14 protein-coding genes and 1 riboswitch are annotated in these 12,534 nt (G+C 48.3%); of the genes, 3 read left to right on the top strand and 11 right to left on the bottom strand.

From position 1 onward, the window contains the following. Positions 1-12: 12 nt before the first annotated feature. From ACO0LN_RS27675 to ACO0LN_RS27660, 4 genes are all read right to left on the bottom strand, one after another. Positions 13-456, bottom strand: coding sequence for an ExbD/TolR family protein (locus ACO0LN_RS27675; protein WP_422979529.1), 444 nt, complete (start codon positions 454-456; stop codon positions 13-15). 16 nt (positions 457-472) lie between these two features. Next, entirely contained in the window at positions 473-1,168 is a 696-nt protein-coding gene (gene tolQ, locus ACO0LN_RS27670) for a protein TolQ (protein WP_162040380.1), read from the bottom strand. 58 nt (positions 1,169-1,226) lie between these two features. Further along, complete coding sequence (gene ybgC, locus ACO0LN_RS27665; RefSeq protein ID WP_422979527.1) at positions 1,227-1,637, bottom strand: tol-pal system-associated acyl-CoA thioesterase; 411 nt, start codon at positions 1,635-1,637, stop codon at positions 1,227-1,229. Between the two features lie 129 nt (positions 1,638-1,766). Then, entirely contained in the window at positions 1,767-2,519 is a 753-nt protein-coding gene (locus tag ACO0LN_RS27660) for an SDR family NAD(P)-dependent oxidoreductase (protein WP_422979525.1), read from the bottom strand. Positions 2,520-2,717: 198 nt separating this feature from the next. After that, a riboswitch (ZMP/ZTP riboswitch) is annotated at positions 2,718-2,854 on the top strand. 89 nt (positions 2,855-2,943) lie between these two features. Between ACO0LN_RS27660 and glyA the strand changes: the two genes are divergently transcribed. Next, positions 2,944-4,194 carry a serine hydroxymethyltransferase gene (gene glyA, locus ACO0LN_RS27655; RefSeq protein ID WP_422979523.1) on the top strand — a complete coding sequence of 417 codons (1,251 nt, stop codon included), beginning with the start codon at positions 2,944-2,946 and terminating at the stop codon, positions 4,192-4,194. A 177-nt stretch (positions 4,195-4,371) separates the two neighbouring features. Further along, complete coding sequence (gene nrdR / locus ACO0LN_RS27650; protein WP_422979521.1) at positions 4,372-4,824, top strand: transcriptional regulator NrdR; 453 nt, start codon at positions 4,372-4,374, stop codon at positions 4,822-4,824. Positions 4,825-4,851: 27 nt separating this feature from the next. Here nrdR and ACO0LN_RS27645 read toward each other — a convergent pair whose 3' ends face one another. The 6 genes from ACO0LN_RS27645 to ACO0LN_RS27620 all read right to left on the bottom strand — a co-directional run bounded on the left by ACO0LN_RS27645 (position 4,852) and on the right by ACO0LN_RS27620 (position 11,641). Further along, positions 4,852-5,298, bottom strand: coding sequence for a type IV pilin protein (locus ACO0LN_RS27645; RefSeq protein ID WP_422979519.1), 447 nt, complete (start codon positions 5,296-5,298; stop codon positions 4,852-4,854). 32 nt (positions 5,299-5,330) lie between these two features. Then, positions 5,331-8,819: a pilus assembly protein gene (locus tag ACO0LN_RS27640; RefSeq protein ID WP_422979517.1), complete on the bottom strand. Its 3,489-nt coding sequence runs from the start codon at positions 8,817-8,819 to the stop codon at positions 5,331-5,333. 158 nt (positions 8,820-8,977) lie between these two features. After that, positions 8,978-9,559 carry a pilus assembly PilX family protein gene (locus ACO0LN_RS27635; protein WP_422979515.1) on the bottom strand — a complete coding sequence of 194 codons (582 nt, stop codon included), beginning with the start codon at positions 9,557-9,559 and terminating at the stop codon, positions 8,978-8,980. After that, on the bottom strand, positions 9,556-10,494 hold the full coding sequence (locus ACO0LN_RS27630) for a PilW family protein (RefSeq protein WP_422979513.1): 939 nt from the start codon (positions 10,492-10,494) through the stop codon (positions 9,556-9,558). The genes ACO0LN_RS27635 and ACO0LN_RS27630 overlap by 4 nt, the downstream gene beginning before the upstream one ends. 11 nt (positions 10,495-10,505) lie before the next feature. Then, positions 10,506-11,042, bottom strand: coding sequence for a type IV pilus modification protein PilV (gene pilV, locus ACO0LN_RS27625; RefSeq protein WP_422979511.1), 537 nt, complete (start codon positions 11,040-11,042; stop codon positions 10,506-10,508). 14 nt (positions 11,043-11,056) lie between these two features. Beyond that, a complete protein-coding gene (locus ACO0LN_RS27620; RefSeq protein WP_422979509.1) occupies positions 11,057-11,641 on the bottom strand; it encodes a GspH/FimT family pseudopilin in 585 nt (194 codons plus the stop codon). 460 nt (positions 11,642-12,101) lie between these two features. Between ACO0LN_RS27620 and ACO0LN_RS27615 the strand changes: the two genes are divergently transcribed. After that, positions 12,102-12,296 (top strand): hypothetical protein, encoded by a 195-nt coding sequence (locus tag ACO0LN_RS27615; protein WP_422979507.1) that lies wholly within the window; start codon positions 12,102-12,104, stop codon positions 12,294-12,296. Here ACO0LN_RS27615 and ACO0LN_RS27610 read toward each other — a convergent pair. Continuing rightward, positions 12,297-12,534 (bottom strand): hypothetical protein (locus tag ACO0LN_RS27610; RefSeq protein WP_422979505.1); only part of this gene is annotated, 238 nt, incomplete at its 5' end.

Below are 12,534 nucleotides of genomic sequence, written 5' to 3'. Positions count from 1 at the left end.
ATCTGCAAAAACTCACTTGGTCGCCAGACCAACGCGATTGATACCCAGTTTTTTTGCTTCTGAAATCACTTGTATGACCTCGTCATAAATTATGCCCTTGTCGGCAGACACCAGCACAGACAACTCTGGCTTGGCATCATGGTACTCACGCAGTTTTTGCATCAGTTGCTTTCGGTCTTTGGCTTCTTCCTTGCTTTCCTGGCGGTTGTTGCCATTGTTACCGGCTTTGCTATTGATGCTGATGGTGGAAGCGGCATCGGGCCGCAAGGTGATTTCTATGTAATCAGATGGCGGCTGGGTAGATTGCCCGGCAGTAGGCAGGTTGATGACGCTGGGATTGGTCATCGGTGCGCACACCATGAAAATCACCAGCAACACCAGCATCACGTCGATATATGGAACAACGTTGATCTCTGCCTTGAATTTGCGTTTACGTTCGCCACGCAGGGTACTCATACTATCTCATTCTGCCTTAGCGTGACTGACGCTGGAGAATGTTGGAGAATTCCTCGATAAAGGTTTCAAAGCGTATCGCGAGCCTGTCGATATCGTGGGAGTAACGGTTATAGGCCAGCACGGCAGGTATAGCAGCAAACAAGCCTATCGCAGTAGCAATCAGGGCTTCAGCAATACCAGGAGCGACGGCAGCCAGTGTCGCCTGCTGCACATTCGCCAGACCACGGAAAGAATTCATGATGCCCCAGACCGTGCCAAACAGGCCGATGTAAGGCGAGACCGAGCCGACGGATGCAAGAAAGGACAGGTGTGATTCCAGCAAATCCATCTCACGCTGGTAAGACGCACGCATGGCACGGCGTGCGCCATCGAGCATGGCGGTGGCATCCAGCGTGGTTTTATTGGCTGTCTTTACCTTGTGGTATTCGCTCATGCCGGCTTCAAAGATGCGTTCGAGCGCACCACTGGTGTCGCGGCCAGTACGACGGCTATTGGTCGCCGCTGCATACAGATCAACCAGATTGCCACCAGACCAGAAATTGCGTTCAAACTCTTCAGTTTGTCCACGCGCTTTTTTGATGGCGAACATTTTACTGAAGATATAAGTCCAGCTCGTCAGTGACACGCCTAGCAGCAATGCCATGACCAGTTGCACCAGAATAGAGGCATTCGTGATCAGACTTAAAAATGAAAGGTCTTGGGTAACAGTCATATTGAATCAATTCAAAAACAAAACACCGGGCAATGTTGCCGCCCTAAATAAAATAATTTCAGCCAGCATCTCTGTCTATCTGTGCCAGCACGTCAGCAGGAATTGCCGCCGGTCTGACCTCAGTCTTGCTGACACAAGCAACCTTGATCTTGCCTGAGGCAAGCAAACGCTGGCCACACCAGGCATCTTGCACGAACTGCACAGATGCCCTGCCCAGTTTTTCGACCACAACGGTGAGTCTTAGTTCATCATCCAGCCTCGCGGGTGCATGATACTCGACTGCAGTGGCTTTGACGACAAACATCAGGCCATGCTCATCTGCCATTTGCTGTTGATTGACGCCTGCCGCCCTGAGCCACTCGGTACGGGCACGCTCAAAAAACTTCAGGTAATTCGCATAAAAAACGATGCCACCGGTATCAGTATCTTCATAGTAGACCCTGACCGGCCATACAAATTCTGTTTTCATAGTATAAACTTTACCAGCTATTCAGTGCGCATATTTACTCTTTGTCACTCAAAGGAGCTACTGCTGCCATCAATTTGGCAGCAGGCAGAGCAAATTTACATCTCAGCAAAGCCTGAGACCTGATGAAAATCACGCAGTATTGCGCTTGATGACCAGTGGCCCATAGCCCTGGCAAGTAGGCATCATTTCTATGTGATTGATATTCACATGCGCAGGCAAAGTAGCGATCCAGTAGGCTGTTTCAGCGATATCAACAGCCGTCAGCGGTACAGTTCCCTCATAGACCTTGGCTGCCGCATCATCATTGCCACGGAAGCGCACATTGGAAAACTCAGTGCCGCCGCAAAGGCCAGGAGCAATATTGGTAGCACGAACGCCTGTACCAACCAGATCGGCACGCAAATTGCGGGTGAACTGATCGACAAAAGCCTTGGTCGCGCCATAAACATTGCCACCTGGATAAGGTGTCTCACCAGCCACAGAGCCTATATTGACGACCGTACCAGTGCCACGCGCCACCATATCTGGCAGGATCGCTCTGGTGACTGTCACCAGACCCTTGGTATTGGTGTCTATCATGGTATCCCATTCATCCTGGGACGCCAGATGGGCAGGTTCCGTACCCAGGGCCAGGCCGGCATTATTGACCAGCACATCGATGTTTTTCCATTCGGCACTTAATCCAGCCAAAGCCTGTTTGATGGAATCTTTGCTGGTCACATCCAGCGTGACTGGCAACAAGGCAGCGCCAAGCTCTGCTTGCAAGGCGTCCAGCCTTTCTGTGCGGCGCGCTGCAGCAATGACTTTATGGCCTTCGCGGACAAATTTGCGTGCCATTTCTTCACCAAAACCTGAACTTGCGCCTGTAATCAAGACGATCATGCTGAATTCCTTCAATTTTTGTGGGTAATTTGCCTAGCTGACGTTTGCAGCTCTGAAGCGTACTATTTTAAGTGGTTTTGCCATCCAATATCGGGAAGCTAAAAATTTCAGGGTAATACTTGTGTGAAAATTAATTTTTGCTATACCACTGCTTGCACTTGCCCATTCAAACGCCATCACGTAAAATCCTTGCACCATTTCATCTCACGTGACTGGCGAAGTGGCCATATCTGCCCTGTTAGACGGGCAAGCATCCTGGCCCAAGATGGAGATCCATCGGGAAGCGTGAGATTTCGGAGTCTATCTGACTCCAGCCGTGCGCCTGGGTAGCCTGATGGTAAAAGCAATGAGGCTGCCCCTATCCGTTTCAGACACCTCATTAACAACAATCATTGTTTATTAACAGGAATAATCAGGAACCGCCATGTTTGCAAAAAATCATACCCTCGCCAACGTAGATCCAGAACTGTTTGCTACGATACAAAAAGAAAATGTCCGTCAACAAGAGCATATCGAGTTGATCGCCTCTGAAAACTATTGTTCCCCTGCCGTCATGGAAGCCCAGGGCTCCCAGTTGACCAACAAATATGCTGAAGGCTATCCAGGCAAGCGCTACTACGGTGGTTGCGAGCATGTGGATGTGGTCGAGCAACTGGCCATTGACCGTCTGAAGCAATTGTTCAATGCCAATTTCGCCAATGTGCAGCCTAACTCCGGCTCACAAGCCAACCAGGGCGTGTTCTTTGCCTTGCTGAACCCAGGCGACACCATCATGGGCATGAGCCTGGCTGAAGGTGGTCACCTGACTCACGGCATGCCTTTGAACATGTCTGGCAAATGGTTCAATGTCGTCTCTTATGGCCTCAACGCTCAAGAAGATATCGACTACGATGCCATGGAAAAGCTGGCGCGTGAAACCAAGCCTAAACTGATCATCGCCGGTGCTTCCGCATTTGCGCTGCGCATCGACTTTGAGCGCTTCTCCAAAATCGCCAAGGAAATCGGCGCTTACTTCATGGTCGATATGGCCCACTATGCTGGCCTGATCGCGGCAGGTGTGTATCCTAACCCAGTACCTTTTGCAGATGTTGTCACTTCTACTACCCACAAGAGCCTGCGCGGCCCACGTGGCGGTATCATCTTGACGAATGACGAAGCGATCGCGAAGAAGATCAATTCTGCGATTTTCCCTGGTTTGCAAGGCGGCCCGCTGATGCACGTGATCGCTGGTAAAGCGGTTGCATTCAAAGAAGCACTGACACCAGAATTCAAGGCTTACCAGGAACAAGTCGTCAAGAATGCTGCCGCACTGGCAGATACCTTGACTGCGCGCGGCCTGCGTATCGTTTCTGGCCGTACAGAATCCCACGTCATGCTGGTGGATTTGCGTCCTAAAAACCTGACAGGTAAAGAAGCCGAAGCCATCCTGGGTTCTGCCCACATGACTTGCAACAAGAACGGTATCCCGAACGACCCGCAAAAACCAATGATCACTTCCGGCATCCGCCTCGGCAGCCCGGCTTTCACTACCCGTGGTTTCAAGGAAGAGCAAGCAGTTAAAGTGGGTAACCTGATTGCGGACGTGCTCGATAATCCGCATGATGCAGCAACGATAGAACGCGTGAAAGCTGAAGTCAAACAATTGACAGATGCATTTCCCGTGTATCAAGCGTAATAGATTCATCAAGCGTAATAGATTCATCAAGCGTAATAGATTCATCAAGCTTAAGAGATTCAACCAAAGCAGGGCTTAAGTATAAGGCAGCACAATAAAAAGCCACTCGCCTGAGTGGCTTTTTTGTATCATCGAATTATAAAATCAATTATAAAAACCATTGGAGCACGATACCTCATGAAATGCCCTTTTTGCCACAACGATGATACCCAGGTCATCGACACCCGCGTTTCAGAAGAAGGCAATGTCATACGCCGCCGCCGCCGTTGTGCCGACTGTGACAAACGTTTTACCACCTATGAGCGTATAGAACTGGTGATGCCTGTCATCGTCAAGAAAAACGGCAGCCGCACAGAATACGAAACCGGCAAGCTACGCGCCAGCCTGATGCTGGCCCTGCGCAAGCGCCCGGTATCAGCCGAGGCAGTCGAGACAGCCATACAGAGAATAGAAGAAAAATTATTGTCCAGCGGAGAGCGCGAGGTCATGTCCGGCCACCTGGGTGAACTGGTCATGCGCGAATTGAAACGCCTCGACAAAATCGCCTACATCCGCTTCGCTTCTGTCTATAAAAGCTTTGAGGATGTATCCGAATTTGCCGAGGCGATACAAGAGGTCAGGAAGAGCTAAAAATTGACTAAGCTCTTCCCGATTTGATTACTTGGTCCAGCAGGTATCCGCCAATAAAGGACCGCTATTCGACCTTGCACCACTTTCGTTAATCGTATATGTGCCGCAACCATCTGTAGCCATCCGGCCACCAGCCCGCGGTACGGCACGTATGCTGAAAGTCGTTGGAGTTGGTGCTATCGTGAAGCTGATGTCATAGTCAACATTACTTCCTGTGGCACCTACCGGGCTGACCAGCATGGGTAATGCAACCGCAGTACCATCACGCATCACATTATATTTGTCATTTGCTGTATAAAAACTCTGCATGAATTGCGCATTTTGCACGAGTACAGAACGTGCATCCGCACGTCGGCTACGCCTGACATTATCGGTGTATGCGGGGACAGAGATTGCGGCCAATATCCCCAAAATAACGACCACAATCAATATCTCTATCAGAGTAAAGCCAGCTTCAGATTTCTTAATTAACACTTGAGCACCTCTATGATTTTAATCAAAGCAGTTTAATCACTGCGCAAAATCTGTTTCCAAATACGTCTTGTAGGATTGTAATTCGGGCTTGCCGTTGTTGGATTAGTACCATAGCTACTAGGAGAGCTACCAGATGATATTGGCTGATAAATAATCGCAGAACGCCCATTTTTCAGCAAAGTCGATCCAAAGGTCAGGTCGCCTTGTTTACCCGCTATAAGTACATCGGCAGAGGTTACTGCCTTATCTCCATTAGTATCGAAAGTGGGATAAGGGAACAAACCACCACTCAAGGCATTCAGGATGAAGGTAGTTGACTTACCGTCAGAGGAACATGTATCCACTGCACTGGCCGGGATAATAGTAGTCAGCACAACTTCGTCAAAGAACACTTGCGGGTCTATGGTAAGACGCTCACCTGTGCTCAAGTTCAAATCAATGAACCAGCCTCGCTTGTTATTCCAGTCAACGGTTTCATTAGTAAGTCCGTAACCAATAGTACCAACCCAACTCAAAGTATGTCTTTGCAATGCAGACTGACTGCCTGAGATTTTATCAGGAGAACTGACGCCTGTAGCTCCTGTCTGATCCCATACGCCATACAAAGACTGAACGTCAGTATTCAGGGCATCTTCAGTTTCAAAAATTTTTCCTGTACCAAACAATACAACTACACCACCACGGCTGTGCTGAATGATATCAGGCTGCACAGTGATAGGCTGTACCACGCTACCAATCTTTGCCTGGAACAATGGGCTACCAGAAAATGCCACCGTAGTACCCGAGTTCTTCACGTCAAACTTCCACAGATTGCCTTGAATATCACCGGCAAAGATTGCTTTGATTGTTGCATCGGGTCCAACTACCAACCTTGGCGTAGCCAGCCCGTTTGGCAAACTCGCGCTGCCGACACCCGTGTCAATTTTTGTGACAACGCCATCATTAAGACGAATAATGAACAACTGTGCACGCTTCGAGGAACTTTCATAGCCATTTCCAAGGACTGCAACCCAGTCGCCATTTGGCATACGCCCAATCTGGGGAGTGCCTATGGTATATCCCAATTCTGGTTGCGTTGTGGAATTGATTTCCCACAAGATTTTGCCTTCGTTAAAAGTAGGACGAGTAGGCTCAGTAATGTCCATGGCAAATACGGCTTTGCCGCCAGCGCCAGTTGTACCAACCAGAGCTGTTTTCCAGCCACCATTATAGTAGTCACCTACAGCTGGCGTGCTATCGACATAAAATCTGTGCCCATAAGTAGTGCGGGACAGCAAGGGCAAATTACTCATCACAGCTTTAGGAATATAAGCAAACTCCTCTACACCTGTCAGGCCATTAATAGCATGCAACATACCGTCATTTGAGCCTATGTACACCATGGGTGTACGATTATATTTGGCCAACAGATATGCACCGTAAGTATCTTTGCCAGGTGTGCCTGCTGGTAAATAACTATAACCGCTGTCGTCACCCTCTTTAAGATATTGCGGTGCCGAGTTAACAAAATCACCGAAAGGTACGGTACGTGGACGAAGACGGCTCAAGTCTGGACCACCAGCTATGTAATCGACTATATTGGCGCCGGTAACCGTGGCAGTTGGATATGTCGCAGCCTCCGTATCAAAATAAGCCTTGTCCGTAAGTGCGAGATTAGTGTAATTGAAGACCTTACCTTTGATCGTCGGATCAATATAAGTGAAGACATTATTTTGTCTGGTCGAAAATACTGGAGTCGTCGCAGTCCAGCCATTTCCAGTAATGACGCCGTTATCATCCAGTAATCTTTGTATAAGTTGACCTGACCAGTCAGATGTACGGTAAGTAGAGGTAAAAATACTGCCCCCTGCGCGCACAGTATTACTGGAAGTACCCACAGCAGCTGCATCACCAACCCGCTCTGCGATTGCGCTCAGCGAATCTTCGAGTGCCTGGGCAAATTTGGTCGGATTAGATGCACTAAAATACTTGCCGTGGGAATTGACTGCAGCATGCCATAGGTCATCTACCTGATTAGTTGCACCATTCGGCCAGACTTTGGCGCCGCTTGTTAACGCAGGTAAATCATTATCCTCATCCAGGGTACCTTTAACACCCAGACCAACCGTGAATTGTGTCAAATGCTGCCAGAAAGCGGGGTCGGCCAAAGTCGGCGGCACATTTTTCTTCGCTGCAGGCCAGTCAGGACGCAAATCATTAACCCAGTAATAGAAGGCGATGTCTGCCAAAGTATCACTATAAGTGTCTGTATATGGTTTTGCAGGCGTATATTGATAAGTACTTCCATCGGGCCTGGTGATGACTGGTCCGTTAGATCCATCATAATTACCGTTGCGCCCACCACCTGCAGCCGTACCGTTCCAATAGCCATCAGTCATTAAGATATTATAATTTTGACGGCAAGTTAATTGCGTTGAGGCCAAACCGACACCAGAAGTCGTCTGCCATGGACCGGTAATTGACGTGTCTTTGAAATATTGACCAACCTCATCAACAGCCTTGCGCAATGGCGTACCGGCAGCTGGCATTCTTTGCTTGTACAAAGTATTCAAGAAATTGGTTTTATTGGCGGCACTGAAGTCATTTGAGACCTTGTTAATGACAGTGCCATTGGTATTAATGGTACCAAATCCAACCCGGATTGTGGAATTTTGCTTGGCAAAAGCCTGCCCACTGCCGCCACGCGCGGTCAGAATACGGGACCGGTGATATTGGAACCAGTTGGCAAAGTTTTGCAGCTCTTGCGCTACTGTACATGCACTGAGATCACAGTCAGTACGGGCTGGCGCCTTCGCAGGAAAAACTGTCCCAGTCCTGATTTCATAACGATCAAAGCAAGCCAGCGTGGACTGGTTGCATCCTGGGGTACCTTTATAGACATAATAAAGGGCAGGGAAAATCGTTCTGCCATTTGTGTTATACGATTTAGCGTCATCAGCAAGCCATCCATAAGCGCCGTTGGCATAAGTCTGATTAACTGACAAATTAATTGCATTGGTATTTGTCCCGCCATTAGGCGCAACAGGATTATAGAGAGCAGATAAGGGATTGGCAGGAGCCATCAGACCACCATTTGGGTCCGCCCAAGGCTGATAAAAAATCTTGGGATCATAATACGCCTTGTTAATATCAGAAGAACGCCAGCGTGCTACAGTAATATTATGATTAAAACCTACAACGACGGAGTTCGAGATACCATAATCACCTGCACCGCCAACGTTATACACATTGGCTGGCTTGGGAAATACATTGGTAACCCAGCAAGCCCCCCCCGTTTCGCAATAGTCATCATAACCTGTGCCTGTAACATCCCCATTACCTGTCCGGGGAATATCATCAGGCATCATTTCCCACATCATGGAGCCAGAATCGTCCAGAGTATAAAAAATGTTAGGGGGTACATTGGGTTTTACTAAAGGCGGAGCATTCGATATTGTGGCGTATGCCAGGCTTGGCGCAACCAATTGCCCAATCATGGAGGCAATCAGGCACACGATTAGCGATTTATTTATTTTCTTCATGGTCTTCCCCTGAGTATTCATTGGTCTGCGGCAAGCGATCATCTACTATCGCAATAGACCTCAAACGATATCAATCAGCAAACAGCAAGTGCCGAATCGACGAAACACACTGTCTCAAATAAAGTTGTATTAAATAATTTTCCTGTATGTGAAACTGCTTAATTTCCCGCGCCAATATACAGGACCACTTGCAGCCAGATAACAGAAAGGTTAGAGGTCCCCTGCCCTCGTGCAGTAAACACATAGGCGTATTGGCTTCCCAGGTTTCCACCACCTTGTCCGGAAGACGAACCACCAGAAAAATTACCAGTAAGAAGGGGTTTATACCAAGCCTCTACCATGCACTCTGGCTGTTGCCCTGCATCCAGGTTCGCTACCGTACCCGCTGGCAAACGAAAGCCTTTCGTAGCCCAGTTCGACCTTACCGACCACAGCGTTGGAGGCGGGTTTGAGGGATCACCTCCCTGCGAATACTGATTGACAGGAATATTACCTACAAGCTTATCAAGCCCCGCAGGCAAAACATCGCCTTTATTGGTCAATTCAAAATTCTTCTGACAATAACGCAGTGCTGTTTCTGCTGCCTGAAACGCTATATTCTGTTCTCTTATGCTGCGTGCAAAGCGCTCTTCCTGGGTTGCGCGCCTGACTGCAGTGATTGCAAGCATGGTAAGCACCATCAAGAAAATCATGGATGTCAGCATCACAAAACCACGCTGAGCTGAATGCAATTTCCTCATAAAGTCCTCCCATTTGTGCGGCCGCGCAAGGAAACCACAGTAGAAAATGCTGAATACAATCTCTTATCAACAGGCGTCACCAGAGCACCACTACAATCACGATATTTTTGCGGAGTAGGCGTGAGATTGTCATTGGCGGAGCGCACCACAATACAGATTTTTGCGGACAGTACTTTATAAAACCGATCCGTCATCAATAATTGGATTTCGGGGGAAAGTAATGAAACGTCTGGATCCTGGTATGCAGGCATGGGCACCGATGAACTAGGTCCCAAAGAAGCAGCTGAGTAGAAACCATCAACAGACTGGTTATCATCCTGGTCGTATCCATACATCACTTTCATGTCTATGACATTGTCTGCAATTGGTTGTCCAGCCAGCAAAGTCCCTGAACCAGGCGTTCCACCATTACCAGCACAAAACAACTCCCTACGATTTGTGACTGGATTCAACTGCACATAAAAACGATTTTCCACGATACCACCAGCAACAGGTTGCCCCAGACAATCCGTAGGCACCCCCCCACTTTGATTGGAGTTGACACCGTCAATCACATAGCGCACCAGGAATGAATCAGGCGTAGTACCACCAGCACAACTCATAGGCACTGCCAAGGGTGATGAGAATCCACCAGTACACCCCTGCAAGGCCTGGCCCGCTCCGGTATAACTTGATGAACCGCCACCGGATTGACGCGAGGGTGAGGCATTAGTCAATTGACCATAACCAGCCATCCTCACACTGAATGCCATAGTTGCCAATGCCAGCCTGCCGTCCTCTTCCAGCAGCGCCTTATCATCAGTCACTCTGTATGTCTGCGTATTGGTTACATATAAAGTACTGACAGCAAGCATGATAATCAGACCAATAGTCAAGGAGATCATCAGCTCCACGAGGGTACGACCTTGCGCATAACGTAAATTCATATTTTTCATATTTACCTCAGTTATGGCGTAAACCTGACGGTGAAACAACGCACACCGATACCTGGGGCCGGGGGCACGCCAGCAGGACAAGAAGGATCAACAATAGTCAGGTTAGCCTCTTTCCACATGACGATAACATCGTAACCAACAGGAGCGACGGGAACGATATATCCGGCACCATCAGTCAATCGATTTGACAACCCCCTTAGCCATTCATTAATATCCATGGCAGCAACCTCGGCAGGGGTACAGGTCGAAACTGCACAGCTGGGCATGGCAGGCAAACTTGATACCGTCGTTGCATAGGCAGTTGTATAAGTGTATGAGGCAGCTCCTGTAACTGAGTTTTTGACCCCCTGGCCATTCGCGCGCATGCGCTCACTCAAATCATATGCAGCTACCGTAGCCTCGGTACGTTGATTAGCCACTTTTAAATACCGCATAGTGTTTGCCTGCAAACTCGCCACACCCAGCAAACCGATAGCGATAATAATGATAGTCACAACGATTTCTACCATCGACGCACCAGCCTGCTTATTCAATTTATGTTGTTTCATGGCGCTCTCAATTCTCAGTTACAGGCTGCAGTTTTGGAAACCAAGATACGTCCACCCAGACCAACGCATACATAGCGGTTACGTGTAGTATCAGGATCATTGCCCTGAACATAGAAACTCACAGCTCCCCCCATATTTTGTCCGGTCGCATTAAAAGTCAACGCCTGCACATTTGGATTTGGAACTACGGATCCCTCATTAAAAGTGCGCATAGTTGATGGTTGGACAAACAACAAAGTATCAGTCCCATTAAATTGTGCATCACCATTTACATCCTTGAATGCTATCCAGCCACTCGCCCAACCTGTATTACCCAATGGATTGCTTGCAACAGCGGAGCAAGCCGGAGGAATAGCTTCTGGATTATCACTTTTGCAGATCACAATTCCACCTCCTTGCTCGCGGGCAGCAGCCTTTACCAGGATCAAATCATGCAATAGTGCATCCGTCGTAGTACGCACACGACCACCACTCAGCGTATTCCGAAACTGGGGTACTGCAAATACTGAAATAATTCCGATAATGGCAACAACAATCATCACTTCAATAATTGTGTACCCGCTATGCCGCTCAGATCGGTTTTGATGTTGGTTGGTCATTATTGTCACCTTAGTTTCAGACATGATATGCGTAATTGCATCCCGGAATCAAAAGCTAGTCGATTAACGGTATGCTTAAACTGATGAATGGATATTGAAAATCGTATCCGTAGTACGGGAGGCATCAGTTTATACCATGCGAGTTCGCTTTTTTGAGCTTTAACTTGTGTCGTTAGTGTTGCCACCAACAGTCCTAACGCGCCGATCGCCGATTCGGAAGGCGCGAAGATGTGAAGTTTTCAGGTTGGTTCTTTTGCGCACAAACACAAGAATCTACTATTTCACTAGCGGCACTGTCAGTGCTTCTAACATTGAAACAAACACATTCAGATATAAAAACGACATAAATTCTTTTCTAAAAAGACTCGATTAATGCAAACGCTAAAGCGAAGATCTCTGTTAATCCACGAAAGCCACTGGAGCGCCAGCCTGGTGGCCTCCTGCCTGCGCAGGAGCGACGATGTTAAGTTTTCACGTTGAAGTACGCGCATACGGACGCAAAGATTTGAACGACAGCTTCAACAATGGTAGCGATGCTGGCAGCCAGCCACATAGGTTGCCAGAGAGCCAGCCTCAAATTCGTCGCTCCAGCGCAGGCTGGAGTCCAGTGTCGTTGGTCGATGCATCGAGCAGTGATCAGAGAGAGAATAAGTGATCAGACAGTGGTGCGCACGGCGCGCACTACTGCGGTGAGGAAGCGTTGAGCCCTAAGAATTAAATAAAAAAGCAAAGACACAGAGTAAAAACAGAGAAGTTCTCGTGTTTTTTGCGAGCCTGTAAATAAAAGTGTGTAAGTAATTCTGGCAGATGAAGCTCCTATAATGAGGAATTGCCAAAATGACGACAAACGCAATGGAAAGAAGCAAACTGCAGGCGCTGGCCAAAGAGCTGGC

This window comes from Undibacterium sp. TC9W (assembly GCF_049339865.1).
GTDB lineage: Bacteria > Pseudomonadota > Gammaproteobacteria > Burkholderiales > Burkholderiaceae_D > Undibacterium.
This window is presented reverse-complemented; position numbering and strand designations above follow the sequence as displayed.